Consider the following 26407-nt stretch of genomic DNA (forward strand, 5'->3'; position numbering starts at 1 on the left):
TTCCCGTCCGCCGCCCTCATTCCGAGCTGCCTCCCGTCAGGGGCGCATGGCAGGATCAGCCCTGTCCACATACCGAACAGCTGCCGAGGGAGTGCCGCCCGTGCCCGGTGAGAATCTGACCCGTGACGAGGCCCGGGAGCGGGCCGCCCTGCTGTCCGTCGACGGGTACGAGGTGTCGCTCGACCTGCGTTCGGCGGTGGGCGAGGAGACCGGGGACGGTCCGCGCACCTTCCGCTCGGTCACCACGATCCGCTTCCGCTGCAACGAGCCCGGCGCGTCCAGCTTCGCCGACCTGATCGCGCCGAGTGTGACCTCCGTCTCACTCAACGGCAGGGATCTCGACCCGGGTGAGGTCTTCGACGGTTCCCGGGTCCTGCTGGAGGACCTCGCCGCCGAGAACGAGCTGGTGGTGGACGCCCGGTGCGCCTACTCCCGCACCGGCGAGGGCATGCACCGCTTCGTCGACCCCGAGGACGGCGAGGTCTACCTCTACACGCAGTACGAGCCGGCCGACTCGCGCCGCGTCTTCGCGAACTTCGAGCAGCCCGACCTCAAGGCCCCGTTCCGCTTCGAGGTGCGGGCGCCGGAGGGCTGGACGGTGTGGAGCAACGGCGTCGGCGAACGGACCGACGGGGTGTGGCGGTTCGCGGAGACGAAGGCGATCTCGACGTACATCACGTGCGTGGTGGCGGGCCCGTACCACTACGTCACGGACTCCTACTCCCGCACCCTCCCGGACGGTACGACGCTGGAGATCCCCCTCGGCGCCCTGTGCCGCAAGGGTCTCGCGCCCTACTTCGACTCCGACGACGTCTTCCTGGTCACCAAGCAGGGCCTGGACTTCTTCCACGACCACGTCGACTACCCGTACCCCTTCGGGAAGTACGACCAGGCGTTCGTGCCGGAGTACAACCTGGGCGCGATGGAGAACCCGGGCCTGGTGACCTTCCGCGAGGAGTACATCTTCCGGGGCAAGGTCACCAAGGCCTCGTACGAGGGCCGGGCCAACGTGATCCTGCACGAGATGGCGCACATGTGGTTCGGCGACCTGGTCACCATGGAGTGGTGGGACGACCTGTGGCTGAAGGAGTCCTTCGCGGACTTCATGGGCGCCTTCGCGCTGGTCGGCGCGACCCGCTTCCAGGACGGCTGGATCACCTTCGCCAACCGCCGCAAGGCCTGGGCGTACCGCGCGGACCAGTTGCCCTCCACCCACCCCATCACGGCCGACATCCGCGATCTGCAGGACGCCAAGCTCAACTTCGACGGCATCACCTACGCCAAGGGCGCCTCCGTCCTCAAGCAGCTGGTGGCCTACGTCGGCCAGGACGCGTTCCTGGAGGGTGCCCGCCGCTACTTCAAGCGGCACGCGTACGGCAACACTCGCCTCGGTGACCTGCTGTCGGTGCTGGAGGAGACCAGCGGCCGGGACATGGGCGGCTGGGCGCGGTCCTGGCTGCAGACGGCGGGCGTCAACTCCCTCACCCCGCAGGTGCTGCTGGACGCGGAGGGCCGGGTCGACGAGCTGGCGGTGGTGCAGGAAGCGGCCGAGTCGCATCCCGAGCTGCGCCCGCACCGGGTGGCGGTGGGCCTGTACCGGCGCACCCCCGAGGGTTCTCTCGAGCGGTACGCGCGGGCCGAGGTGGACGTCGACGGCGCGCGGACGGTCGTGGGCGAGCTGGCCGGTACCGAGGCGCCCGAGCTGGTGCTGGTCAACGACGACGACCTGACGTACTGCAAGATCCGCTTCGACGAGACCTCACTGGCCGCCCTGCGCGCGCACCTGGGCACCATGACCGACCCGCTGGCCCGGGCCCTGTGCTGGTCGGCGCTGTGGAACATGACCCGGGACGCGCTGCTGCCGGCCCGGGAATTCGTGGAGATCGTGCTGCGCTTCGCGGGCCGCGAGTCCGACATCGGCGTCCTGCAGATGCTGCACGCGTGGGCGAACTCCGCGCTGGTGCACTATGTGGCGCCGGGGTGGCGGGAGACCGGCGGACGGCTGGTGGCGGAGGGCGCCCTGCGGGAGCTGCGGGTGGCCGAGCCGGGCAGTGAGCACCAGCTGGCCTGGGCGCGGTTCTTCGCGACGGTCGCCTCCTCTCCGGAGAATCTGCGCTTGCTGCGGGGGCTGCTGGAGGGCACCGAGAAGGTCGACGGGCTGGAGGTCGACCAGGAGCTGCGCTGGGCGTTCCTGGAACCGCTTGCCGCGCACGGGGTCGCCGACGAGGCCGTACTGGCCGCCGAACTGGCCCGCGACGACACCGCCTCCGGCAAGCGCCACCAGGTCAGGTGCCTGGCCGCGCGGCCGTCCGAGGCGGTCAAGGCGCAGGCGTGGGCGCAGGTGGTGGAGTCGGACGCGCTGTCCAACGCGCTGGTGGAGGCGACGATCGCGGGCTTCACCCAGGCCTCGCAGCGGGAGCTGCTCGCGCCGTACGCGGAGCGGTACTTCGCGGCGATCGAGCGAGTCTGGGAGGAGCGGTCCATCCAGATCGGCATGGATGTGGTGCGGGGTCTGTTCCCCTCACTGCAGGACTCGCCGGGGACGCTGGAGGCGGCCGACGCGTGGCTGGCGGCGCACGAGGGGGCGGCGCCCGCGCTGCGCCGGCTGGTGCTGGAGGCCAGGGACGATCTGGCACGGGCGCTGCGGGCCCAAGCTTTGGCCAACGATTAAGCCGCCGGCGACCGTTACGGAATCCGGTCAATAACACCCGTAACCCCTGGCCCAACCCATTTGGACCAGGGGTTTTCGGTGCCCTATCGGCATCCGAACACCCGTCCTTTAGTGCTGCCTTGTCCGCATTTGTCGACGAGCGTGTAACAGCGGTTAGGGGTCGGTCCGGGCGCGGAAAACCCCGGGACATGACCCACAACACCCCGCTGTCCCCCCGCCCGCTCCGTCACCTCTCCGAGGTCCACCGCCGTGTCCTGACGGCCGCGCAGCTGAAGGCGCACGGTGTCTCCTCCGCGGAGCTGGCCGAGCAGTGCCGCCCCGGCGGCCCCTGGCAGCAGATCCTCCCGAGTGTCTTCCTGCTGCACCCGGGCCCGCCGACCAGCGAGGAGCGGCTGCACGCGGTGCTGATGTACGCGGCACGCGAAGCCGCCCCCGGGGTGCCGGCCCAGCCGGGCGCCGAGTCCCCGCACCGCCCGGTGTACGCGGAGGCGATGATCACCGGCCTCGCGGCCCTCACGCTGCACGGCTTCACCTCCGCACCCCCGCTGCTGTCGATCGAGAGGATCGACGTCCTGGTCCCCCGGCTGCGCCGGGTGCGCTCGACCGGCTGCGCCCGTGTCGTCCGCACACCGTCCCTGCCGACCGCCCAGCAGGTGACGGGAGTTCCGATCGCGCCGGTCCCGCGCGCCCTGGCGGACGCGGTGTCGGAGCTTTCGGACGCCGGTGCCGTACGACGGCTGCTGACCGAGGCGGTGCGCGGCTGGCACTGCGAACCGGCTGCGGTGGTGAGGGAGTTGACCAACGCGAAGCTGCTGAGCCGACCGCAGGTCGTGGACGCGGTGGACTCGCTGCTGGCCGAGGGCCGGGCGATCGCGGAGGACCGGATGTACCGCATGGTCGAGGAGCACGGCCTGCCCGACCCGGTCTGGAACGTGGACCTGCGCCTGCCCGGCGGCCCGCACCTCGGCGGGCTGGACGCCTACTGGCCGGAGCAGGCGGTCGCCGTCGAACTCGACACCCGCGCGCCCCGCCAGGACGACGACGCGATGTGGTCCGAGTACGCCCGCAAGCGGGAGACCCTGGAGCGCCTGGGCATCACGGTCGTCCACATCACCCCGAAGAAGCTCCGGGACGCCGCCGAGCAGCAGGCGGCCGTGGTGCGCACGGCCCTGATGGCCTCCGGCGACCGCGACCCGGCGGCCTATGTCGTGGTACTGCCCCGGTAGTGACGGACCGGGACGGTGTCAGGAGGGGAGAGGAGGGGCTGCCGGGTGGGTCCGTGGCCCCTCCTCATGTGTGGGGATCAGAGCGGCTCGGGCAGGGCGGGGGGCAGCGTCGCCCGGGTGTGGACGCCGTCGATCAGGGCCGCGTAGGCCGCGATCATCCGCGTACGGCTGAACCGTTCACGGCTGGCGGCGAGGGCCGGCGCGAGGTCGGGGCGGGCGGCCACCGCCTCCGTCCAGGCCCGGGCGATGGCGTCCGGGTCGGGCGGAGTGACGAAGCCGTGGCCCGAGACGATCGCCGCGCTGTCGCCGACGTCGGTGGCCACCGGTACGGCCCCGCACATCATGCCCTCGACCAGGCACAGCGGGGCCGCCTCGCCCCAGGAGGAGGTGAGGGCGACCACGTCGGCGGCCGCGTAGAGGTGCTCCATGTCGTGCCGGACGCCGAGGGGGTGCAGCCGGTCCGTGAGGAGGGGGTCGGTGTCGAAGGCGGCCGCGATGTCCGCGACCAGGCCGGGGTTGGCGCGCGTCATGCCCGCGCCGCACATCAGGACGTGGCCGCGCGGCTCCCGGGCGAGCCAGGCGCGGGCGGAGGCCAGGAACAGGGGGACGTTCTTCATCGCGTCGTAGCGGGCGGCGAAGACCACCACCGGGGCGTCGGCCGGAATGTCCAGGACGGCGCGGACGGCGAGCCGGGCGGCCGGGTCGGGGCGGAAGCGGAGCAGGTCCACGCCGTTGGGGATGACGTGCAGCAGCTCGCCCGGCACCCCGGCGGCCTGGTAGGCGGCCCGGGTGGACTCCGCGCAGCACACACAGGCCACCACCGTGCCGTCGGCGATGGCAGCCTTCAGCTCGTCCAGGGCGGCGCCCTGGTTCTCCGGGTCGGAGCGGTGCAGACAGACCACGACCGGGCGGCTCGGCAGGCCCGCCTGGTTGAGCAGCCGCAGGGGCTGTTCCTTCAGGGACAGGATGACGTCCGCCTCGGCGGTCGCGCGTGCGGTGTCGGCCAGTTCCGGCCCGGTGAAACCGACCTGATCCCGGCTTGCGGGGAAGCTGCGGCCCAGGGACGTGACGCCCACCCCCGCCGCGGTGAGCGACCGGTAGCAGGCGTCGTCCTCCATCCGCTGCCGGGTGGCCTCGCGGTGCACCTCACCGTGGATGCTCAGCACCCGGTGATCCTGCTGACCGCCCTCGACCAGGCCGAGCACGACGTCACTGTGGACGATCCGGGCCCCGCCGGAGAAGAAACCCTCGTAAACAGACAGCACCTGCAGTCCGTGCGTTGCGCGCACACGACCACCCGCCTCGTACATATCGAGCCATCCCCGTGAACAGCGGGTTAGCCGATATGAGGCGCCACGGACGTTTCGTACGGATGAACTGGGCGTCTCGTGTCCGAGTCGCCTGGATTACCGGACGGTCAGGCCGGTCAGAACCGGGTATCACGCGACCGAGGACCACACCGGGCGTGGCCTGGTCCTCGGGTACGGCCGTTGTCTGTGCGCGGTGAGCGCCTGGTGGGGTGCCGTGGTGGGGTGTCGGGCGTGTGCGGGTTCGGTGTGGTTGATCGCGCCGTTCCCCCCGCCCCCGATGGGGCGCTTTTCGCTCACCCCTTCTTCAGGACCAGCTCGGTGTTGCGGTCGCTGGAGGTGCCGCCCATTTTCTTGCTGGCGCCGGGGGCGTTGTAGGAGATCTCGCGGTAGAGGGCGGCCAGGCCCGTCTGGGTGAGGTCGGTGAAGTCGGTGCGGTGCGGAGCCGCCGACTCGATGAGGGTGGTGAACAAGGAGATCGTGCCGTCCTTGTTGTCGGCGATCTCGATGACCCGGGCCAGCTGCGGGTAGTCCACGTGGGAGGCGGTGGAGATCTCCCAGAAGGAGCGGCCGCCCGCCGCCTTGTGCGGGGTGATCTCGTTGCGGTGGATGTGTCCGTTCACCCAGGCCAGGACGTTCGCGTGGCGGCTCAGCAGGGAGACGACCTCGGCGCCGTCGTGCCGCTTCTCGCCCGGGTGCGCCGGGTCGGGGTGCTCGGTGTTGGTCATCGACTTGCTGGTGTGGTGGCTGAAGACGATGGCCCAGGAGTCCTTGTTGTCCTTCAACTGCCGGTCCAGCCAGCGCAGTTGGGTGGTGCCGATGGAGCCGTCGTAGTGACCGCTCGGGTCGGTGGTGTCGATGCTGATGCCGATGACGTCGTCGGAGATGCGGAACGTGTAGTACTGGGTGCCCGCGTCGAGGTTGGCGGTGGAGTAGCCGTGGCCGACCGGGCCGACACCGCGGTGCGCCGGGTCGAGGTGGGCCTTGAGGTAGTCGGTCGGGGTGAAGGGGGCACGGCGCTCGTCCGGCGTGACGGAGCGCATGTCGCGGCTGTGCGCCTTGAGCAGGTCGCGCAGGGCGGTGCCGCTCGGGTCGCCGCCGCTCCTGATGAGGTTCTGCAGCTTCTTGGCCTCGGTGGCGGGCAGGCTCATCAACTTCTTGCCGCCGACGGTGAATTCGCCCAGCCAGGAGTCGGCGTGGCCGTAGCAGCCGAGCAGCAGGGCGTCGTGGTTGCCGACCGTGGAGTACCAGGGCAGGTTGAGGCCGGGGCTGCGGATCTCCCGGATCGCGGCGGGCAGGAAGCCGCCGAGGTGCGGGAAGCCCAGCCGCTTGTCGTTGTCGCGGGTGGTGGAGTCCGGCTGCCAGAACAGCTGCAGGCCGCTGTTCTGGACGCCCTCGTAGTGGCGCGGGTCACCGGAGTTGGGGGTGACCCGGCCGCCGCTCATGACGGTCAGGAACCACTCCAGCTCGGACTTCGCGTTGTTGTCCGTGTTGTCGCCGGTGGTCATGGCGAAGTGCAGCGGGGAACCGGTGACGGGGGCGCCGCGCAGCGCGTTGACCCGCTCGATCAGGGACACCGCGCCCTGCACGGTCAGCGCCTCGTGGGGGCGCCAGGCGTGCGGGTCGGCGGAGCGCACGTACTCCAGGCGCAGCGGGTGCTGGGCGTCGATCAGGTGCAGGTCGGTCAGCTGCACGAACGCCGCGAGCGCGGTACGGCGGCCCGCGCGGCCCGACTTGGGGGCGGCGAGCTCGCTGCGCACGACGCGGGCCCAGCCGGGGCCGTCGGCGAGCCGGCGGTAGCCGGAGCCGGCGCGCGGGGTGGCGACGGAGGCGAGGGTGGTGCCCTTGGTGTACGGCGCGAGAGGCGCGGCGGCGGCCTGACGGGAGTGGGCCACGATGGCCTCGTGCGGGTCCGCGGCGACGGCCGCGGCCTGGCTGTCGGTGGGCCGCAGGGCGTAGCCGACGCCTGCGGAGACGGCTGCCGCGCCGGTGGCGGCGAGGACGGTACGGCGGTTGATCGCGGGCTTGTCGCCGGCGACTGAGCGTATGCGCGGCATGGCGCGGTCTCCCCGAGTGCGAACGCGTCGGCAGTGGTCGCGGGTTTTCGCTGCCGCGAACAACCCGCTCGCCTTGGATGCTTGGCACCGGGAATGACCTGCGCGTGAACGAGACGGCAACGCGCAACGCCGATCACCGTACGTGGATCTTGGCAAACCCTGTGTGTTCTCACCCGCTCTTCGACCGGCCGGTAGGCGGTCACGCAGTGTTCATCTTCTGGGGTAACCGACCCGTCACGGGCCGCTCCCGCCACAGCGCCAGGCCCGTGTCGACGAGCCCGACCCGGTTGAGGGCGGGGACCGTCTCCAGCGGGTGCCAGGCCGCCATGTCGGTCGAACCGCCGATCTCGGGGCGGAGTTCGCCGCCGGTCACCCGGGCCTCGTAGACGAGCCGGAGGCCCTGGCGGTCGACCGGGCGGCGGAAGCGGCTCCGGGTCGTCAGGCGGAAGGAGTCGACGCCGAGCAGGCCGGTCACCTCGACGTGGTACCCCGTCTCCTCCTCCACCTCCCGCAGCACGGTGTCGTAGGGGTCCTCGCCGTGCTCCATGCCGCCGCCGGGCAGGGTCCATTCGGGCCGGCCCCGGCCGTCGGTCCAGCGGGCCAGCAGGAGTTGGCCGTCGCGGACGCATATGGCGTAGGCCGCCACCCTCAGTTTCCGTCGCACAGGGAGAAATTAGCCGGAACGGGGCTGTCGGCGGTGCGTCCCGCATCGGGGGTTTTCCCCATACATCTCTATCGCTCGGGTCAACACTTCCCAAACAACCTCCCCTTGGGTAAAGCTGTGCGCTCGTCCGGCACTGGACTTCCTCACCTGTAAGGGATGCCGATGACCTTGCTCCCCGTCAGACCCGCGGCCCGAATAGCCGTGGCCGCAGGTCTCGTCGCCGCGCTCTCCGCGGCCGGGCCGATACCCCTGGCCTTCTCCGCCGACGGCCCCTCCGCGACCGCGCCCACGGACACCACCGTCAAGTCCGCGCACGACAAGCTCGGTTCCGACGACGCGGACCGGCTCGCCGAGGCCAAGGCCGACGGCGACAAGAACGTCACGATGATGATCGCCACCGCCCCAGGGCAGACCGAGCAGGTCACTCAGAAGCTGGACGCGGTCAAGGGCGGCATCGTGGGCCGCACCTACGACAAGCTCGGCTACGTCCGCGCCACCGTGCCCACCTCGAAGGCGGACTCGGCCATCGCGGCCGCCGCGAAGCTGTCCTCCGTGCACGGCATCGACCTGCGCGCGGAGATACCCCTGGACGACCCGAGCGTCACGAGCGGCGCCAAGTCGGCCACTGGTAAGGCGAGTTACCCGGCGCCGGACAAGAGCACGCCGGCGCGCAACCCGTACAACCCGTCCTTCGAGACGGGCGCCGTCGACTTCGTGAAGCAGCACCCGAAGGCGGACGGCCGCGGTGTCACCATCGGCATCCTGGACTCCGGTGTCGACCTCGGTCACCCGGCGCTGCAGAAGACCACCACCGGCGAGCGGAAGATCGTCGACTGGGTGACGGCCACCGACCCGATCGTCGACGGCGACGCCACCTGGCGGCCGATGCTCACCTCGGTGTCCGGGCCGGTCTTCACCTACGGCGGCCGCACCTGGACGGCGCCCGCCGGGTCGTACCAGATCAGCACCTTCAGCGAGGCCGCGACCGCGGGCGGCGACGCCAAGGGCGACGCCAACCGGGACGGCGACACCACCGACAAGTGGGGCGTCCTGTACGACGCCGCCGCCGGGACGGTCCGCGTCGACCTCAACAACAACTTCGACTTCAGCGACGACACGCCCATGAAGCCGTACAAGGACGGCTTCCAGGTCGGCTACTTCGGGACCGACGACCCGAAGACCGACGTGGTGGAGCGGCAGCCGTTCGTGGTCGAGATCCGCAAGGACGTCATCTACAACTCCTCCGGCGCCAAGGCCGACTTCGTCAACATCGGCGTCATCGAGTCCGAGCACGGCACGCACGTCGCCGGCATCACCGCCGCCAACGGGCTGTTCGGCGGCAGGATGAACGGCGCGGCACCCGGCGCGAAGATCGTCTCCTCTCGGGCCTGCACCTGGACCGGCGGCTGCACCAACGTCGCCCTCACCGAGGGCATGATCGACCTGGTGGTCAACCGCGGTGTCGACATCGTCAACATGTCGATCGGCGGCCTCCCGGCCCTCAACGACGGCAACAACGCCCGTGCGGAGCTGTACACGCGGCTCATCGACACCTACGGCGTGCAGCTGGTGATCTCCGCCGGCAACTCCGGTCCGGGCGCCAACACCATCGGCGACCCGGGCCTCGCCGACAAGGTGATCTCCGTCGGCGCGACCATCTCCAAGGAGACCTGGGCGGCCAACTACGGCTCGGTCGTCGAGAAGAAGTACGCGATGATGCCCTTCTCCTCCCGCGGTCCGCGCGAGGACGGCGGCTTCACGCCGACCCTGTCCGCACCGGGCGCCGCCATCAACACCACCCAGACCTGGCTGCCGGGCGCCCCGGTCGCCGAGGCGGGCTACGCACTGCCGGCCGGCTACTCCATGCTGCAGGGCACCTCGATGGCCTCCCCGCAGGCCACCGGCGCCACCGCGCTGCTGCTGAGCGCCGCCAAGCAGAAGCACATCGCGCTGAGCCCCGCCGACCTGCGCACGGCCCTGACCTCAACGGCCAAGCACATCAAGGGCGTTCAGGCGTACGAGGAGGGCTCGGGCCTGATCGACGTGGTCGACGCCTGGGACGCCGTCCGCGACGGCGCCACCGCCCACGACTACACCGTCAAGGCGCCGGTCGACACCGCGATCGACCAGCTGCTGAAGACCCCCGGCTACGGCACCGGACTCTACGACCGCGAGGGCGGTCTGCAGGCCGGACAGAAGAAGACGTACGACGTCACCATCACCCGCACCTCCGGCTCGGAGAAGGCGCAGTGGCACCGGCTGCGGTTCGAGAACAACGCCGGTGGCACCTTCAGGATCCTCGGCAAGGACGAGGTGAGGCTGCCGCTGAACCAGCCGGTGACGGTGAAGGTGCAGGCGAACCCCCGCTCGGCGGGTCTGAAGAGCGCGATCCTCTCCGTGGACGACCCGCGGACCGAGGGCGTCGACAAGCAGATCCTCACCACGGTCGTGGTCTCGACGCCGGTGAAGTACACCTACTCCGCGTCCGACTCCGTGCAGCGCAACAGCACGCGGTCGTACTTCGTGACGGTGCCCGAGGGCGCCACGTCGCTGGAGGTGGCGATCGGCGGGCTGCAGGGCGCGAGCCAGACGCGGTTCATCGCGATCCACCCCTACGGCGTCCCGGTCGACAACACCTCCACGCCGTACTGCTACAACAACTACCTCGACGGCAACGGCTGCAAGCCCGACGTGCGCTCGTACGCCGACCCGCAGCCCGGCGTCTGGGAGATCGAGGTCGAGGCGCGCCGCACCTCGCCGCTGCTCGACAACCCCTACAAGCTCGACGCCGCCGTCTACGGCGCCGCCTTCGACCCGGAGACGGTGACCGTGCCCGAGGCGAAGGTGGGCACCCCGGCGGCCGCCTCCTGGAAGGTGACCAACAAGCTCGCCGCGATCGACGGCCACCTGGTGGGCGGCCCGCTCGGCTCCTCGAAGACGGCCCGCCCGACGATCAAGCAGGGCGAGACGCAGACCACCACGGTCGTGGTGCCCGAGGGCGCCAAGTCCCTGGACGTGGCGATCGGCAACGTCTCCGACGCGGCCGCCGACCTCGACCTGACGGTGAAGAACGCGGCCGGCACGGTCGTCGGCCAGTCCGCCGACGGCGACTCGGAGGAGGCGGTCTCCGTCGCCTCGCCCGCCGCCGGCACCTACACCATCGAGGTCGCGGGCTACTCGGTGCCGTCCGGCTCGACGGCGTACGACTACCGGGACGTCTTCTTCTCCGCGTCCATGGGCACCGTCACCGTCGACCAGGCGGCGCCGGTGAAGCTCGGCACGGGCGCCTCGGCGACCGTCTCCGCGAGCGTCACCGCCGCGGCGGCCGCTCCGGAGGGCCGGGAGTTCTTCGGCCAGGTGCAGCTGGTGAACGCCCGGGGCACGGTCGCGGGCACCGGCAGCGTGAAGATCGAGAAGGTCACGCCGTAGCCGGTGGTACGGCGATGAGGGCGGGCGTCCGTACGGCGCCCGCCCTTGCTCATTCACACGTCACACCCGCCGACCCGGCCAGTGCCTGTTCGAGCCCGGCGCGTTCGGGGGCGATGGACACCTCCCCGACCAGGACCTGGTCCGGGGTGGCCGAGCGGCGCGGGAAGGCGACCAGGATGTGGTCGCCCCGGTGCAGGGTCTGGCCGGCCACGCTCTCGGCGACCACGAAGGTGAGCTCCTGCCCGGTGTTCTCCGGCCGGGCCTTCGCCGGTTTGTACGCGCGGGTCACGCGCAGGGTGATCCGCTCCCGGCCGGCGGCCGCGGGGGCCGGCCCGGCCGCGGTGACCGTGCCCTCGGCGACGAGCCGCGAGCAGGCGAGATACTCGGAGCTGGCGAACGGGGAGCGGGCCGGGGAGTCCGCCGACTTGGCGCCGGAGTCGGCGCTGCCGCCCGACAGGGAGTTCACCCCGTCCCCGGACGCCTGTCCCAGCAGCCAGATCATTCCCGAGAGCACGCCCGCGACGGCCGTCACGGCGAGGCCCGCGAAGGCGAACCTGCGCACCGCACGCCGGTTCCGCGTCGGCCGTGGCGGTGCGGCCGCCGGCCGTGGCCGTGCTTGCTCCCCGGCCAGCGCGTCCCCGATGATCCCGAGCTGTTCCCGCAGCAGCGCCACATCGGCCTCGGCGCGGCGGTGCTCGGCGAGGAGGGCGGCGTCGGCGTCCTCGGGGAGCCGCTCGCCGGTGATCGCGGCCATCAGCGCGTCGCCGCCGTCGTAGTGCCGGTCGTCGGCGGTCATCTCACACCACCTCGTCCTCGTGCAGACGGGCACGCAGGGCCCGGACCGCCGTGTGCAGCCTGCTCTTGACCGTGCCCTCCGGGACCCCGAGCTCCTGGGCGATCGAACGGACCGGCAGGTCGGCGTAGAAGCGCAGGACGAGGACCTGGCGCTGGGAGTCCGGGAGCTCGTCCAGGCCCTGGGCCACCGCCAGCGAGAGCACGCTGGTGTCCTCGCCCGAGGGGTGCTCCAGCTGGCGCAGGGAGGCCAGCCGCTCACCGATCCGGTCCTGGCGGCGCTTGGCGCGATGCCAGTCCATGGCCAGGTTGGAGGCGACGACGGCCGCCCAGGCGGAGACGTCGCGCGGGGCCTCGTACCCCTTCGCCGCGCGCTCCAGCAACCGCAGGCGGACCTGCTGCACCCCGTCCGGCAGGTCCGCCTGCGGCACCCCGCCCAGCGCGAGCACCGCCCGCACCCGGCGTTCCTGAGCCGCGTCCAGAGGATCCTCGTCCTCCGGCGCACGGCGGGCCTTTCTGCGCAGCACAAGCCACCCCCTCACCGCGTTTCCTCTACGACGCGGCAGCGCACGGAAACGTTCGACCGGATCTCCGGAAAACCGTGTGGAGGCGTACCTCACACCACCGGGCGTCCCATTCCTCGGGCATGGTGCGCAAAGAATTGGACAGGCGGACCCGGGTCGACCGCATGATGGAAAAGCCGCAGACACGCAAGCATCACAGGTAAGGGAGTCGCCGTGAGGGTCGGAATCGTCGGAGCCACCGGTCAGGTCGGCACGGTCATGCGCAGGATCCTCAAGGAGCGGAACTTCCCGGTGACCGAGCTGCGCCTGTTCGCCTCGGCACGCTCCGCCGGGACGGAGCTGGACGGCGTGACGGTGGAGGACGCGGCGAGCGCCGACTACTCCGGCCTGGACATCGTGCTGTTCTCCGCGGGCGGCGCGACCTCGAAGGCGCTGGCCGAGAAGGTCGCCTCGCAGGGCCCGGTCGTGATCGACAACTCATCCGCCTGGCGCAAGGACCCCGAGGTTCCGCTGGTCGTCTCCGAGGTGAACCCGCACGCCATCGCGAACCGCCCCAAGGGCATCATCGCCAACCCGAACTGCACCACGATGGCCGCGATGCCGGTCCTGAAGGTGCTGCACGCCGAGGCGGGCCTGGAGGCGCTGGTCGTCGCCACCTACCAGGCCGTGTCCGGTTCCGGTCTCGCGGGCGTGGCCGAGCTGCACGGCCAGGCGCAGAAGGTGATCGCCGACGCGGACAAGCTGACCCACGACGGCGCGGCGGTCGACTTCCCCGAGCCCGGCGTCTACAAGCGCCCCATCGCCTTCAACGTGCTCCCCTTCGCCGGGAACCTCGTCGACGACGGCCTGAACGAGACCGACGAGGAGCAGAAGCTCCGCAACGAGTCCCGCAAGATCCTGGAGATCCCCGACCTCAAGGTTTCCGGCACCTGCGTCCGCGTCCCGGTGTTCTCCGGCCACTCCCTGCAGGTCAACGCCCGTTTCGCCCGCCCGATCTCCCCCGAGCGCGCGACGGAGCTCCTCGCCGAGGCCCCCGGGGTCGAGCTGTCGGACATCCCGACGCCCCTGCAGGCCGCCGGCCAGGACCCCTCCTACGTCGGCCGCATCCGCCGCGACGAGACCGTCGACAACGGCCTCGCCCTGTTCATCTCCAACGACAACCTCCGCAAGGGCGCCGCGCTGAACGCAGTCCAGATCGCGGAGCTGGTGGCGGCGGAGCTGAAGCAGGCCTAGGGCCTGCGCACCTCGTAGAGGAAACAGCCGTACTCGACGGCCCGGACGTGGACGAGTGCCACATCCGGGTCGTCGAACGCGTTTTTGAAGGCCGCGTCGTCGGGGGCGTCGACCAGTTCGCCGCCGAGGATGCGGCCGTCGGCGGAGTAGCGGCGGACGGTGCGGTGGGCGTCCGCGAAGGGGTAGGCGTCGTCGCCGGTGGCCGGGCCCGGGCACTGCTCCGCGTGGACGAAGACGGGTCCCTGCTCGTCGTAAGCCCCCGGCTCGGCGCCCGTCCCGGCCGCCCAGCGGCGCAGCGGCGCGTAGGCGACGAGCGCGATCCGCTCCCCCGGCTCACTGCGGCGCAGACAGCAGCGCAGGGGGGCGCCGCCCTCGTCGTCGGTGAACGGGGCCGGCGGCCGGCCCGCGTCGTCGGCGACGCGCAGCTCCTCGAGGACGGACGGGGCGACGGGGCGTGCGGTGTAGGTCGTCATACGTCCCAGGCTGACGCGGGCCGGGCGCGATGACCGGCGGGAATCGGACACGGCGTTCCCGCAGGTCGGCTGGCCGGCGCCGGCTACGACGGACGTGCGTGCGACCGGGCCGTCCGTCGGAGACCAGCGGCGGTAAATGGACATCGCGCTTTTCCCGGCCGCCGTGGAAGGATGGCCGCACCGCCGAACCGACACATACGAGGAGATGAACGCGTGCCTGGCACAAACCTGACTCGCGAAGAGGCTCAGCAGCGGGCGCAGCTGCTCACTGTCGAGTCCTACGAGATCGATCTCGACCTCTCCGGCGCGCAGGAGGGCGGTACGTACCGGTCCGTGACGACGGTGCGTTTCGACGTCAGCGAGAACGGCTCCGAGTCCTTCATCGACCTGGTCGCCCCCACGGTCCACGAGGTCACCCTGAACGGCGATCCGCTCGACCCGGCGGAGGTCTTCGCGGACTCCCGGATCGCGCTGCCGGGCCTGCTGGAGGGCCGCAACGTCCTCCGCGTGGTCGCGGACTGCGCGTACACCAACACCGGCGAGGGCCTGCACCGCTTCGTCGACCCGGTCGACCAGCAGGCCTATCTCTACACCCAGTTCGAGGTGCCGGACGCCCGCCGGGTCTTCGCGAGCTTCGAGCAGCCCGATCTCAAGGCCACCTTCCAGTTCACGGTGAAGGCGCCGACCGGCTGGACCGTCATCTCCAACTCCCCGACCCCGGAGCCCAAGGACGACGTCTGGGTCTTCGAGCCGACGCCGAGGATCTCCAGCTACATCACCGCGCTGATCGTCGGCCCGTACCACTCGGTGCACAGCGTGTACGAGAAGGACGGCCAGTCCGTGCCGCTGGGGATCTACTGCCGGCCCTCCCTCGCCGAGTTCCTCGACTCGGACGCGATCTTCGAGGTCACCCGGCAGGGCTTTGAGTGGTTCCAGGAGAAGTTCGACTACGCGTACCCGTTCAAGAAGTACGACCAGCTCTTCGTGCCGGAGTTCAACGCGGGCGCGATGGAGAACGCGGGCGCGGTGACCATCCGCGACCAGTACGTCTTCCGTTCCAAGGTCACCGACGCGTCGTACGAGCTGCGCGCCGAGACCATCCTGCACGAGCTGGCCCACATGTGGTTCGGCGACCTGGTCACCATGGAGTGGTGGAACGACCTGTGGCTGAACGAGTCGTTCGCCACGTACACGTCCATCGCGTGCCAGGCGTACCACCCCGCCTCCCGCTGGCCGCACTCCTGGACGACCTTCGCCAACTCCATGAAGACGTGGGCGTACCGGCAGGACCAGCTGCCCTCCACCCACCCGATCATGGCCGAGATCCGCGACCTCGACGACGTCCTCGTCAACTTCGACGGCATCACGTACGCCAAGGGCGCGAGCGTCCTGAAGCAGCTCGTGGCGTACGTCGGCATGGACGAGTTCTTCGCGGGCGTGCAGGCGTACTTCAAGAACCACGCGTACGGCAACACGCGGCTGTCCGACCTGCTGGGCGCGCTGGAGGAGACCTCCGGGCGCGACCTGGGGAACTGGTCGCAGAAGTGGCTGCAGACGGCCGGCATCAACATCCTGCGTCCGGAGATCGAGACGGACGCCGAGGGCGTGATCACGTCGTTCGCGATCCGCCAGGAGGCCCCGGCGCTCCCGGCCGGTGCGAAGGGCGAGCCGACCCTGCGCCCGCACCGCATCGCGGTCGGCCTGTACGAACTCGACGACACGAGCGGCAAGCTGGTGCGCGACGAGCGCGTGGAGCTGGACGTCGACGGGGAGCTGACGGCCGTACCGCAGCTGGTCGGCAAGCGCCGTCCGGCCGTCGTCCTGCTCAACGACGACGACCTGTCGTACGCGAAGGTCCGCCTCGACGAGCAGTCCCTCGCCTTCGTCACCGAGCACCTCGGCGACTTCGAGTCCTCCCTCCCCCGCGCCCTGTGCTGGGCCTCGGCCTGGGACATGACCCGCGACGCGGAACTCGCCACCCGGGACTACCTGTCCCTGGTCCTGTCGGGCATCGGCAAGGAGTCCGACATCGGTGTCGTGCAGTCCCTGCAGCGCCAGGTGAAGCTCGCCGTCGACCTGTACGCCGACCCGGCCGCCCGCGAGTCGCTGCTGACCCGCTGGACCGACGCCACGCTGGCCCATCTCCGCTCCGCCGAGCCGGGCAGCGACCACCAGCTGGCCTGGGCCCGCGCCTTCGCGGCCACGGCCCGTACCCCGGAGCAGCTGGACCTGCTGGAGTCCCTGCTGGACGGTTCGCAGACGATCGAGGGCCTGGCCGTCGACACGGAGCTGCGCTGGGCGCTGGTGCAGCGCCTCGCCGCGGTCGGCCGCTTCGACGAGGCGGAGATCGCCGGCGAGTACGAGCGGGACAAGACGGCGGCCGGTGAGCGCCACGCGGCGTCCGCCCGTGCCGCCCGCCCGACGGCGGAGGCCAAGGCGGAGGCCTGGGCGTCGGTCATCGAGTCCGACAAGCTGCCGAACGCCGTGCAGGAGGCGGTCATCGCCGGCTTCGTCCAGACCGACCAGCGCGAGCTGCTCGCCCCGTACACGGACAAGTACTTCGAGGTGGTCAACGACATCTGGTCCTCCCGCTCGCACGAGATGGCCCAGCAGATCGCCGTCGGCCTCTACCCCGCCATCCAGGTCTCCCCGGAAACCCTGGCCAAGACGGACACCTGGCTCTCCGAGACCGACCCCAACGCGGCCCTGCGCCGTCTGGTCTCGGAGTCCCGCTCGGGCGTGGAGCGCGCGCTGAAGGCGCAGGCGGCGGACACGGCCGCCTAGTTCCGCGTACGACCGCAGGGGGCGCCCGGCATAGTGCCGGGCGCCCCTTCGTATGCCCTCAGCGCACGACCATCCCGCCCGTCACGTTGACGAACGTGCCGGTGATGCCCGCAGCGTGGTCGGAGGCCAGGAAGGTGGCCGTGGCGGTGATCTCGGCGAGGGTGGGATTGCGGCGGGTCATCCGCATCGTCGCGAGGTTGGCGACGATGCCCTGGATCGCGGCCTCGTCGATGGCCGGGTTGACCGCGGAGAGCTTCTCGACGGTGAAGGTCTCGGGGACACCGGCCGCCCACAGGCCCACGGCGCGTACTCCGCGGGGGCCCAGTTCGATCGCCAGGTTGCGGACGAGCGTGTCGGTGGCGGCGTCCGCGGGTCCCGTGCCGCCCATCATCGGACTGCCGTGCGCGGAGCCGCTGTTGAGGGTGAGGATGACGCCGGAGCCGCGCTCGGCCATGCGGCGGCCGGCGGCGCGGGCGGTGATGAAGTTGGCGCGGGTGCCGTCGATCACCGGCCGCAGGAAGTCGTCCACCGGCATGTCGGTGAGCGGGGCGCCCTGCACATCGCCGCGGCTGACCAGGTTGAAGGAGATGTCGACGGCGCCGACGCCGTTCAGGTGGTCCTCGACGGCCGCCTCGTCCAGCGCGTCCACGACGGCGACCTCGGCGTCCTTGATGTCGGCGGCCACCGCCTCCAGTGTCTTACGGGTCCGTCCGACGAGGTGGACGCGGGCCCCCTCGGCGGCGAAGGCGCGGGCCACCGCACCGCCGATCGAGCCGCCGGCGCCGTAGACGATCGCGGTCTTGTCGGTGAGCAGCATGGTGATTCTCCCTGCGGGTCGTGACGTTCGTGTCGGTCATATGGACGCGCCGGGGCCGTGGCGGTCATCGGTCACAGACGCAGGGGCAGGCCGAAGGCCGGGAAGAGGTGCGGTTCGAAGGAGGTGATCTCGACGATCCGGTCGTCGGTGTCGAAGCGGAGCACGTCGAGGACCTGCGCGCGGTACACGTTCGTACCGGGCCTGCGGACGTAACCGCCCGCCGCGAGCTGGCCGTTGGCGCGCGCGGGCAGATGGCGCCAGTGGCCGAAGAACATGGGGGACGCCGGGTCCAGGGTGGGGCGCAGGAAGTCGACGAGGGCGTCGCGGCCCGTGAACCAGAACGGGTTCGGCGGCATGGTGAGCGTGACGTCCTCGCTCAGCAGCTCGGTCATCGCCCCGAAGTCGAGCTGCTCGGCGGCGGTCATGTACCGCTGCAGCACGGCCCGTTGGGCCCGGGTGGGCTCGGCCGTCGTCCAGTCGGCGCGGTGGCCGGGCAGCCGGTCGCGCAGGGTGGGGCGGGCGCGCTGCAGGGCGCTGTTGGCGGAGGCCACGGTCAGGCCGAGGGCCTCAGCGGTCTCTGCGGCGGTCAGCCCCAGCACGTCCCGCAGGATCAGCACAGCGCGCTGGCGGGGCGGGAGGTGCTGGAGGGCGGCGAGGAAGACCAGTTCCAGGGTCTCCCGGGAGAGCGCGGCGGCCTCCGGCTGCTCCTCGGCGGAGGGCAGTTCGTCGTCGGGGTAGGGCTGCAGCCAGGTGATGCGGGCGGGTGGCTCGCCGGTGCCGTGGTTCATGCCGGGGATCGGTTCGTAGCGCTGCGGGCGGCGGGCGGTGCGGCGCTGGAAGTCCAGGCAGGCGTTGGTGGCGATGCGGTACAGCCAGGTGCGGGCGCCGGCCCGCCCCTCGAAGCCGTCCCGGGCCCGCCAGGCCCGCAGGAACGTCTCCTGCACCAGGTCCTCGGCGTCGTCGTGGGAGCCGGTCATGCGGTAGCAGTGGACCTGGATCTCACGGCGGTGGGCCTCGGTGAGGGCGGCGAAGTCGGTCTCGGTGAGGGCGGCGACCTCGGACCCGGTGAGCCGGGGCCGCGTCTCCGGTTCCGTCACGGGGCGGCGCGTGACGGATTCCTTCGCCGTGTCCCGCGCCACCCGCGCCACCCGCCGCAGCCGGGCGACGGACGACGACAGCTCGCTCACCCCCGAGTACAGGACCGAGGGCGGTGTGGGTGCCAGCTCCTTCACCTGGCGCGCGAGGTCCTCGATCAGACCCTCCACCCCGGTCTCCTCCGGCCCGTGCCGCCTGCGGTACGCCTTCTGCCGGCAGGCCGCCGAGCAGTACAGGGAGCTGCGGCCGGTGCGGCCGGCCCGGGCGGGCAGCGGCTTTCCACACACCGCACAGACGTCGGCGACCACGGGCACCTCCGGGTGGGGATTGCGTCACGCGGGGACGGTGTGACGCTATACCTGCTCGGGGCGCGTGAGGTGCGTCCGTGCGACTTTCCGGAAGGCCGTCACCATACGGCTGCGGTCGCCCGCGCGGGTGGCGAGGGCGACCTGGCTGGGCTCCACGCCGTGCAGCGGGATGGACGTGAGGTCGGGACGGAGCCGGATGCCGGTGGGATAGGCCGTGACGACCAGGGCCTCCCCGGCGGCGACGACCTCGAACTTGTCCTCCAGGTCCTGGATCTCGGGGCCCTCGGGCACCGGGCGGCCGTCCGGGCGGGGTTCCAGGCGCCAGAAGGCTGCCCAGACGGGGTCGGCGCCGGTGATCCGGGGCATCGGCTCGTCCGCGATGTCGTCGACGGTGACGGACTCCTTCCCGGCCAGCCGGTGATCGACGGGGACGACCACGGACCGGGGCTCGTCGTAGAGGACGGTCACGTCCAACTGGTCGGTGACGAAGGGCAGTCGGGCCACCGCCGCGTCAACCCGGCGCTCCAGCAGTGCCGCGCGCGCCTCGTCCCAGCGCAGGTGCCGGCTACGTACGTCGGCCTCCGGGTGCCGGCGCCGCATTTCGCGCACGGCGGCGGTGACGATCACTCCGCTGGTGAAGCCGACGGTGAACCGGCCGGGCTCGGCGGCGGCGCGGGCCTCGGCCGCGGCCTGCTCGGCGGACCGCAGCAGCGCCCGCGCGCGGGGCAGGAACACCTCCCCGGCCTCGGTCAGCCGGGTCCCGCGCGGAGTGCGGTCCAGCAGCCGGGCGCCGACCTGCTGCTCCAGGCTCGCGATCTGCCGGCTCAGGGACGGCTGGGTGATGTGCAGGGTCTCGGCGGCCCGCCCGAAGTGGCGGTGCTCGGCGACGGCGGTGAAGTACCGGACCAGACGGAGGTCGAGGTCAGCCATCCCTCCACTCTACTCACCTGTGGTGATGCCCGAACCGTATTGCACCATGCGGAACAGGCTTTGGACGCGGCCGCCGCCCCCTTCCGAGGATGGAGGCACACTCACCCACTCCCCTCACGAAGGGCCGCACCATGCATGTATTCGTCACGGGCGCCACCGGTTTCATCGGTTCCGCCGTGGTCCGTGAACTCCTCGACGCCGGGCACCGGGTCACCGGGCTGGCCCGCTCGGACACGTCCGCCGCCGCGTTGACCGCGGCCGGGGCCGAGGTGCACCGCGGGGATCTCGACGACCCCGACTCCCTCGCCGCGGGGGCGGCCGCCGCCGACGGCGTCGCCCACCTCGCTTTCATCCACGATTTCTCCGGCACCTTCGACTTCGCCGCCGCGTGCGCGGCCGATCTGCGAGCCGTCGAGACGATCGGCACCGTGCTGGAAGGCTCGGACAAGCCTTTCGTGATGTCCTCCGGTACGGCCCTGCTGCAGCCCGGAAGGGTCTCCAGCGAGGAGGACACGGCCCCGCCGGAGTCCTTCGGGGCGATCCGGGCGCGGAACGAGGACGCGGCCGTCGCACTGGCCGACCGGGGGGTCCGGTCGGCGGCCGTCCGGTTCTCGCCGTCCGTGCACGGGCGCGGCGACAAGGGCTTCGTCTCGATGCTGATCGCGATCGCCCGTGAGAAGGGCTTCTCGGCCCACGTCGGCGACGGCGCCAACCGCTGGGCCGCCGTGCACCGCTCGGACGCGGCCCGTCTGGTCCGGCTCGCCCTGGAGTCGGCGCCGGCCGGTTCCCGGCTGCACGCGGTCGGCGACGAGGGCGTGCCGTTCCGGGACATCGCCGCCGTCATCGGCCGCCACCTGGACCTGCCGGTCCGCTCCATCGCCCCCGAGGAAGCGGACGCCCACTTCGGCTGGCTCGGCCACATCGTCCCCCTCGACGTACCGGCGTCCAACACCCTCACCCGCAAGTGGCTGAACTGGGACCCGACGGGCCCGGCCCTGCTGGAGGACTTGGAGGAAGGCCACTACTTCACCGCGTAACCGAGGTGACCGAGCGGGGCGCTCCTCCCCGGGGGCGACTGCCCTCTGGGAGGCTGGGGTCCTCACGGAGGCTGCGGTCCCCTTTGCGGGTTCCGGCCCCTCGCGAGCTGCGGTCTCCTCGGAGGCTGGGTTCTCCTCGGAGGCTGCGGTCCCCTTTGCGGGTTCCGGTCCCCTCGCGAGCTGCGGCCCTCTCGGGAGCTCCGGTCATCTCGCGAGCTGCGCCCCCCCCTGCAGATTCCGGCAGCCTCCGGAACTGCGGTCCTCTCGCGGGTTCATGTCCTCTCGGCAGCTCCGGTCCTTGCGGACAGCCCCGATCCTCTCGGAGGCCCCGGCCCCCTTGCGGGTTCCGGTCACCTCGCGAGCTGCGGCCCTCTCGGGAGCTCCGGTCATCTCGCGAGCTGCGCTCCCCTGCGGATTCCGGCAGCCTCCGAAACTGCGGTCCTCTCGCGGGTTCATGTCCTCTCGGCAGCTCCGGTCCTTGCGGACAGCCCCGATCCTCTCGGAGGCCCCGGTCCCCCTTGAGGGTTCCGGCCCCCTCGCGAGCTGCGGCCCTCTCGGGAGCTCCGGTCATCTCGCGAGCTGCGCCCCCCTGCAGATTCCGGCAGCCTCCGGAACTGCGGTCCTCTCGCGGGTTCATGTCCTCTCGGAGGGCCCGGTCATCTCGGGAGCTCCGGTCATCTCGGGAGCCCCACCTCTCGCGGGCCCCACTCCTCCCGCGAGCTCCGGTCCTCTCGCAGGCCCCGCTGCCCTCGGAGGTCCCGGACCCCTCGTTGGCCTCCCCCGGTGATACGGGACGCGCGCGGTCGTGGGGGACGTGCTCCCAGTTGTCCCGTCACCGTCGCGCCGAACGCCAGTGCCATGCCCGTCAGTTGGAGCGCGGTGAGTGTCTGGTCGAGGGCCGCCCAGCCGACCACCGCGGCGGTCAGCGGGGAGAGCGGGCCGAGGAAGGTGACCTGGGTGGCGCTGAGGCGGCCGATGCCGCGGAACCAGAGCCAGTAGGCGACGGCCGTGTTGGCCAGGGCGAGGTAGAGGTAGCCGCCGACGGCAAGGGCGTCCAGCGCGGGCGGCGCGCCCTCGACGAGCAGCGCAAGCGGGGCGATGAGCAGACCGCCCGCGGTCAGCTGCCAGCCGGTGAGGGCCAGCGGGCCCACGCCCTCGGGACGGCCCCACCGCTTGGTCAGCACGGTGCCGGTCGACATCGACGCGGTCGAGGCGAGGGCGGCCAGCACCCCGACGGGATCCAGCGCCCCGGCCGCCTTCAGTACGACCAGACTGACGCCGAACGCGGCCACGACCCCGGCGACCACCGCCCGTACCGTCGGACGCTGTCCGAGAACCAGCGCCGAGAGCCCCACGACGAACAGCGGCCCGACCGACCCGACGACGGCCGCCATCCCGCCGGGCAGCCGGTAGGCGGACAGGAACAGCAGCGGGAAGAAGGCCCCGATGTTCAGCGCGCCGAGCACGCCGGCCTTCCACCACCAGGCGCCCCGCGGCAGCACCCGGGTGACGGCCAGCAGCAGGACCCCTGCGGGCAGGGCCCTGACCAGGGCGGTGAACAGCGGCCGCTCGGGCGGCAGGAACTGGGTGGTGACCACGTAGGTGGTGCCCCAGGAGACGGGGGCCAGCGCGGTGAGCAGGACGGCTGCGGACCGTTTCATGACCGGGTCCTTTCTCCTCAACAACTCAAAACTAGCTTGGCATTGATTAGCTTACCGCTAAGCAACTTTCCATCAAGCTACTTTCTTGCGGTTGACCCTGCCGCTGCGGATACTCGGGACATGAGTGCACAGCGCAAGGACGCCGTCGACGCGATCATCGAGCAGTGGGCGAGGGCGCGGCCCGACCTCGACACCAGGGCGATGGAGGTCTTCGGGCGGATCCACCGCCTCTCGCGCACCATGGGCGACCTCGCTGAGAAGGCGTACGCCCCCTACGGCATCTCACGCGGCGAGTTCGACGTCCTGGCGACCCTGCGCCGCGCCGGGGAGCCGTACACCCTCTCGCCGCGCCAACTCTCAGCGACGCTGATGCTCACCACGGGCGGTATGACGGGCCGCCTCGACAAACTGGAGCGCGCGGGCCTGCTGCGCCGCGCTCCCGACCCGCACGACCGCCGCGCCCTCCAGGTGACGCTCACCGAGAAGGGACTGGACGTCATCGACCAGGCGGTCGGCGCGGGCCTGTCCGTCCAGACCGAGGCCCTGTCCACCCTGACCGAGGAGCAGGCCGACCAACTGGCCGACCTGCTGAGGGAGTTGCTGGCGGGGGCGCAAGAAGCGTGAGAACACGTCGAGGGCGCCGGCCGCACCCGCGGTGCGGTGCGTCCGGCGCCCTCGGTGAAGCGTCGGGTCAGGCCTTCGCCTTGGCCTTGTCCGCGCCGGTCTTGGCCACGCGGTGGCTGGGGTGGGACTTGTCCAGGACCATCACCAGGCCCGCGATGATCCCGAACAGGGCGAGCGGGATCGCGACGTAGAGGCCCAGCGTCTGGATGACACTCAGGCCCTTGCCGGGGTCGTCGCCGTCGTCGCGGGTCAGCGCGAGCGCGGGGGACGACATGAGCAGCATCATCAGCGTCGTACCGGCGGCCAGGGCGCCGGCGCGCAGGGCGTTCTTCTTGTCCACGGTCCCAAAAGTATCGAATGACGATCGGGGTCGCTCGTCCGGGGTCCCCCAGCGGCCCCCGGCCAGGCCCCACCCGGCCCGCGCCGCCGGCTACCCGGTCCGCAGGACGTCGATCAGGGCATGCAGCCGCGCCGAGCCGGCCAGCTCCTCCAGGGTCACCGGCCTGCCCTGCGCGTCCGCGATCGGCAGCCGCCAGTTCGGGTACTGGTCCCAGGTGCCCGGCAGGTTCTGCGGACGCCGGTCGCCGACCGTGTCCGGGAGCCAGACGCCGAGCAGGCGGGACGGGGTGCGCAGCAGGAAGCGGTGGACGGCCTGGATCTCGGCCTCCTCCTCGGAGGCGCCGTGTCCGCCGCCCGTGCCGTGCAGCAGCCCGAGCCGGGTGAGCACGGCGAGCCACTCCCCCGTGTCGGCCGCGGCCTCGGCCCGTTCCTCCGCGAGGGGGCGGGTCAGCAGGCCGAGCCGGTCGCGGAGTTCGACGTGTTCGCCGGTGAGGCGGGCCGCGGTGGAGGGCAGGTCGTGCGTGGTGGCGGTGGCGAGACAGTCGGCGCGCCAGTCCTCGGGGGGCAGCGGGCGGCCGTCGCCCTCCCAGTCCCGTTCGAACCACAGCACCGAGGTCCCGAGCACCCCGCGCTCGCGCAGCTTCTCCCGCACCCCGGGCTCCACGGTGCCCAGGTCCTCGCCGATGACGACGGACCCGGCACGCGAGGCCTCCAGCACCAGGACGGCGAGCATGGCCTCGGCGTCGTACCGGACGTACGTGCCCTCCGTGGGCGGATGCCCCTGCGGCACCCACCAGAGCCGGAACAGACCCATGACATGGTCGATGCGCAGGGCACCGGCGTACCGGAACAGGGCCCTGAGCAGGCGGCGGTACGGCTCGTAGCCCGACTCGGCCAGACGGTCCGGGCGCCACGGCGGCAGCCCCCAGTCCTGGCCGCGCGCGTTGAAGGCGTCCGGTGGGGCGCCCACCGACATCCCGGCGGCGAAGTACTCCTGCTGCGCCCATGCGTCGGCGCCCTCGGGGTGCACGCCGACCGCCAGGTCGTGGACGACGCCCACCGCCATCCCGGCGTCCCGCGCGGTGCGCTGGGCGGCCGTGAGCTGGCTGTCGGTGAGCCAGGCCAGACGGCAGTGGAAGTCCACCCGGTCCATCAACTCGCCGCGGGCGCGGGCGGTTTCTGCCGAGCGGGGGTCGCGCAGACCGGCCGGCCAGCTCCGCCAGTCCGGACCGTGCACCTCGGCGAGGGCGTACCAGGTGGCATGGTCCTCCAGCGCCTCGCCCTCCCGGGCGAGGAAGTCGGCGTAGGCGGCGCGCCGGCCCGGGCCGAGCGGTACCTCGCGGACCAGTTCCAGCGCCTCCCGCTTGAGCTCCCACACCGCGTCCCGGTCGATCAGCGCGTCCTTCTCCAGGACGGAGGCGCGCAGCCGGTCGGCCCGCTCCAGGAGCGTCCGCAGTTTCTCGCGCTCGGTGACGTACGCGTACTCGGGCACGTCCTCGACGCGCAGGTGCACCGGGTCGGGGAAGCGGCGGGAGGAGGGGCGGTAGGGGGACGGGTCCGTGGGGGCGCCGGGTACGGCCGCGTGCAGGGGGTTGACCTGGACGAAGCCGGCGCCGAGCGCACGGCCGGCCCAGTCGCTGAGTTCGGCCAGGTCGCCCAGGTCGCCCATGCCCCAGGAGCGGCGGGAGAGCAGGGAGTAGAGCTGGACCAGGAGGCCGTACGAGCGCGTCGTCGGCGTCGGCAGACGGGACGGGGCGACGACCAGGTGGGCCGCGGCGGTGCGGCCGTCGGGGGCGGCGACGCTCAACCGGTGGACGCCGGGCGGGAGTCCCTCGACGGACGTCCGCGTCTCGCCCTCCTCGGTCTCGACGCTCAGCCGGGTGCCGGGCGGGAGGGCGTCCAGGGCGGGGGACGGGGCGCCGCTCCAGAGAACCACCGTGGGCGGCAGCAGCCGCTCGGCCAGTTCGCGCTCGCGGGCGGCGAGCGCGGCGCGGACCGAGGCCTCGGTGCCGGCGTCGACGCCGAGGGCGGCCAGGGTGAGGGTGACGGCGGTGGCCGATGCGGCGACCGTGCGGTCCGGGGAGGGGCTGTAGGAGGCGGCCACACCGTGCAGCTCGGCGAGCCGGGTCAGCTCCTCGGAGGGCGGTTCGACCGGCCCCGGCGCGGTCATCTACGGCCTCGCGCAGTCCGGCTCGGGGGCCACCGCCTCGCTGGTCAGCGGCGCGGCCTCGGAGAGCGGGGGTTCGCTGGTGAGCGGCTCGGCCTCGGGCAGCGGCGGCTCACTGGTGAGCGGGGTCTCGGCGCAGGCACCCTCCGCGCTGAAGACGCAGAAGTGCGGCTCGTCCTCAAGGGGCAGCAGCTGCGCCACGGGTTTGGAGAGCGGATAAGCCGGTGCGGCCACGAGGGGCCTCCTTCACGAGTACGGCGACCTTGGGG

20 protein-coding genes are annotated in these 26407 nt (G+C 71.9%); 7 read left to right on the forward strand and 13 right to left on the reverse strand.

Going from position 1 to position 26407, the window contains the following annotated elements; translation table 11 throughout:
* The first annotated feature begins 100 nt into the window (after positions 1–100).
* Both pepN (ABZZ74_RS24495) and ABZZ74_RS24500 read left to right on the forward strand, forming a co-directional pair.
* Positions 101–2671: an aminopeptidase N gene (pepN, locus tag ABZZ74_RS24495; protein ID WP_356768275.1), complete on the forward strand. Its 2571-nt coding sequence runs from the start codon at positions 101–103 to the stop codon at positions 2669–2671.
* A gap of 188 nt (positions 2672–2859) precedes the next feature.
* Positions 2860–3897, forward strand: a complete 1038-nt coding sequence (locus ABZZ74_RS24500) for a hypothetical protein (RefSeq protein ID WP_356768277.1) — start codon at positions 2860–2862, stop codon at positions 3895–3897.
* Positions 3898–3974: 77 nt separating this feature from the next.
* Here ABZZ74_RS24500 and ABZZ74_RS24505 read toward each other — a convergent pair whose 3' ends face one another.
* From ABZZ74_RS24505 to ABZZ74_RS24515, 3 genes are all read right to left on the reverse strand, one after another.
* Complete coding sequence (locus ABZZ74_RS24505; RefSeq protein ID WP_356768369.1) at positions 3975–5162, reverse strand: glycosyltransferase; 1188 nt, start codon at positions 5160–5162, stop codon at positions 3975–3977.
* Positions 5163–5500: 338 nt separating this feature from the next.
* Positions 5501–7261, reverse strand: coding sequence for a TIGR03767 family metallophosphoesterase (locus tag ABZZ74_RS24510; protein ID WP_356768279.1), 1761 nt, complete (start codon positions 7259–7261; stop codon positions 5501–5503).
* A gap of 199 nt (positions 7262–7460) precedes the next feature.
* Positions 7461–7925 carry an NUDIX hydrolase gene (locus tag ABZZ74_RS24515; RefSeq protein WP_356768281.1) on the reverse strand — a complete coding sequence of 155 codons (465 nt, stop codon included), beginning with the start codon at positions 7923–7925 and terminating at the stop codon, positions 7461–7463.
* A gap of 156 nt (positions 7926–8081) precedes the next feature.
* Between ABZZ74_RS24515 and ABZZ74_RS24520 the strand changes: the two genes are divergently transcribed.
* On the forward strand, positions 8082–11354 hold the full coding sequence (locus tag ABZZ74_RS24520) for a S8 family serine peptidase (protein ID WP_356768283.1): 3273 nt from the start codon (positions 8082–8084) through the stop codon (positions 11352–11354).
* Positions 11355–11403: 49 nt separating this feature from the next.
* On the opposite strand, the gene ABZZ74_RS24525 is transcribed toward ABZZ74_RS24520, so the two are convergent.
* Both ABZZ74_RS24525 and ABZZ74_RS24530 read right to left on the reverse strand, forming a co-directional pair.
* Positions 11404–12150, reverse strand: a complete 747-nt coding sequence (locus ABZZ74_RS24525) for a hypothetical protein (protein WP_356768285.1) — start codon at positions 12148–12150, stop codon at positions 11404–11406.
* 1 nt (position 12151) lies between these two features.
* Complete coding sequence (locus tag ABZZ74_RS24530) at positions 12152–12673, reverse strand: sigma-70 family RNA polymerase sigma factor (RefSeq protein ID WP_208780390.1); 522 nt, start codon at positions 12671–12673, stop codon at positions 12152–12154.
* Positions 12674–12883: 210 nt separating this feature from the next.
* Here ABZZ74_RS24530 and ABZZ74_RS24535 point away from each other — a divergent pair, with 210 nt between their 5' ends.
* Positions 12884–13903 (forward strand): aspartate-semialdehyde dehydrogenase, encoded by a 1020-nt coding sequence (locus ABZZ74_RS24535; protein WP_356768288.1) that lies wholly within the window; start codon positions 12884–12886, stop codon positions 13901–13903.
* Here ABZZ74_RS24535 and ABZZ74_RS24540 read toward each other — a convergent pair.
* On the reverse strand, positions 13900–14376 hold the full coding sequence (locus tag ABZZ74_RS24540; protein WP_356768290.1) for a DUF1203 domain-containing protein: 477 nt from the start codon (positions 14374–14376) through the stop codon (positions 13900–13902). The genes ABZZ74_RS24535 and ABZZ74_RS24540 overlap by 4 nt on opposite strands.
* A 213-nt stretch (positions 14377–14589) precedes the next feature.
* Here ABZZ74_RS24540 and pepN (ABZZ74_RS24545) point away from each other — a divergent pair, with 213 nt between their 5' ends.
* Complete coding sequence (pepN, locus tag ABZZ74_RS24545) at positions 14590–17160, forward strand: aminopeptidase N (protein ID WP_356768292.1); 2571 nt, start codon at positions 14590–14592, stop codon at positions 17158–17160.
* 58 nt (positions 17161–17218) lie between these two features.
* On the opposite strand, the gene ABZZ74_RS24550 is transcribed toward pepN (ABZZ74_RS24545), so the two are convergent.
* From ABZZ74_RS24550 to ABZZ74_RS24560, 3 genes are all read right to left on the reverse strand, one after another.
* Positions 17219–17977, reverse strand: a complete 759-nt coding sequence (locus ABZZ74_RS24550) for an SDR family oxidoreductase (RefSeq protein ID WP_356768294.1) — start codon at positions 17975–17977, stop codon at positions 17219–17221.
* 71 nt (positions 17978–18048) lie between these two features.
* A complete protein-coding gene (locus ABZZ74_RS24555; protein WP_356768296.1) occupies positions 18049–19380 on the reverse strand; it encodes a sigma-70 family RNA polymerase sigma factor in 1332 nt (443 codons plus the stop codon).
* A gap of 45 nt (positions 19381–19425) precedes the next feature.
* Complete coding sequence (locus ABZZ74_RS24560; protein ID WP_356768298.1) at positions 19426–20310, reverse strand: LysR family transcriptional regulator; 885 nt, start codon at positions 20308–20310, stop codon at positions 19426–19428.
* Between the two features lie 131 nt (positions 20311–20441).
* On the opposite strand from ABZZ74_RS24560, the gene ABZZ74_RS24565 reads away from it, so the two are divergent.
* The gene (locus ABZZ74_RS24565; protein ID WP_356768300.1) at positions 20442–21347 is read left to right on the forward strand and encodes an SDR family oxidoreductase; all 906 of its coding nucleotides are present in this window, start codon (positions 20442–20444) and stop codon (positions 21345–21347) included.
* Positions 21348–22021: 674 nt separating this feature from the next.
* Here ABZZ74_RS24565 and ABZZ74_RS24570 read toward each other — a convergent pair.
* Positions 22022–23008, reverse strand: coding sequence for an EamA family transporter (locus ABZZ74_RS24570; RefSeq protein WP_356768302.1), 987 nt, complete (start codon positions 23006–23008; stop codon positions 22022–22024).
* A gap of 120 nt (positions 23009–23128) precedes the next feature.
* Here ABZZ74_RS24570 and ABZZ74_RS24575 point away from each other — a divergent pair, with 120 nt between their 5' ends.
* Complete coding sequence (locus ABZZ74_RS24575; RefSeq protein ID WP_356768304.1) at positions 23129–23632, forward strand: MarR family transcriptional regulator; 504 nt, start codon at positions 23129–23131, stop codon at positions 23630–23632.
* Between the two features lie 67 nt (positions 23633–23699).
* On the opposite strand, the gene ABZZ74_RS24580 is transcribed toward ABZZ74_RS24575, so the two are convergent.
* The 3 genes from ABZZ74_RS24580 to ABZZ74_RS24590 all read right to left on the reverse strand — a co-directional run bounded on the left by ABZZ74_RS24580 (position 23700) and on the right by ABZZ74_RS24590 (position 26339).
* Positions 23700–23972 (reverse strand): hypothetical protein, encoded by a 273-nt coding sequence (locus tag ABZZ74_RS24580; RefSeq protein ID WP_356768306.1) that lies wholly within the window; start codon positions 23970–23972, stop codon positions 23700–23702.
* 90 nt (positions 23973–24062) lie between these two features.
* Positions 24063–26141 carry a 4-alpha-glucanotransferase gene (gene malQ / locus ABZZ74_RS24585; protein WP_356768308.1) on the reverse strand — a complete coding sequence of 693 codons (2079 nt, stop codon included), beginning with the start codon at positions 26139–26141 and terminating at the stop codon, positions 24063–24065.
* A complete protein-coding gene (locus ABZZ74_RS24590; RefSeq protein WP_356768372.1) occupies positions 26142–26339 on the reverse strand; it encodes a hypothetical protein in 198 nt (65 codons plus the stop codon).
* Between the last annotated feature and the right edge of the window lie 68 nt (positions 26340–26407).

The organism is Streptomyces sp. NPDC006476 (genome assembly GCF_040612015.1).
GTDB classification, from domain to species: Bacteria; Actinomycetota; Actinomycetes; order Streptomycetales; family Streptomycetaceae; genus Streptomyces; species Streptomyces griseorubiginosus_B.

Excerpts from the sequence above, each read along its gene's own strand:
- ABZZ74_RS24575 (WP_356768304.1), top strand. The coding sequence starts at position 23,129 with ATGAGTGCACAGCGCAAGGACGCCGTCGACGCGATCATCGAGCAGTGG.
- ABZZ74_RS24525 (WP_356768285.1), bottom strand. The coding sequence starts at position 12,150 with ATGACCGCCGACGACCGGCACTACGACGGCGGCGACGCGCTGATGGCC.
- ABZZ74_RS24510 (WP_356768279.1), bottom strand. The coding sequence starts at position 7,261 with ATGCCGCGCATACGCTCAGTCGCCGGCGACAAGCCCGCGATCAACCGC.
- ABZZ74_RS24520 (WP_356768283.1), top strand. The coding sequence starts at position 8,082 with ATGCCGATGACCTTGCTCCCCGTCAGACCCGCGGCCCGAATAGCCGTG.
- ABZZ74_RS24565 (WP_356768300.1), top strand. The coding sequence starts at position 20,442 with ATGCATGTATTCGTCACGGGCGCCACCGGTTTCATCGGTTCCGCCGTG.
- ABZZ74_RS24560 (WP_356768298.1), bottom strand. The coding sequence starts at position 20,310 with ATGGCTGACCTCGACCTCCGTCTGGTCCGGTACTTCACCGCCGTCGCC.
- ABZZ74_RS24570 (WP_356768302.1), bottom strand. The coding sequence starts at position 23,008 with ATGAAACGGTCCGCAGCCGTCCTGCTCACCGCGCTGGCCCCCGTCTCC.
- ABZZ74_RS24550 (WP_356768294.1), bottom strand. The coding sequence starts at position 17,977 with ATGCTGCTCACCGACAAGACCGCGATCGTCTACGGCGCCGGCGGCTCG.
- ABZZ74_RS24540 (WP_356768290.1), bottom strand. The coding sequence starts at position 14,376 with ATGACGACCTACACCGCACGCCCCGTCGCCCCGTCCGTCCTCGAGGAG.
- malQ (WP_356768308.1), bottom strand. The coding sequence starts at position 26,141 with ATGACCGCGCCGGGGCCGGTCGAACCGCCCTCCGAGGAGCTGACCCGG.
- ABZZ74_RS24500 (WP_356768277.1), top strand. The coding sequence starts at position 2,860 with ATGACCCACAACACCCCGCTGTCCCCCCGCCCGCTCCGTCACCTCTCC.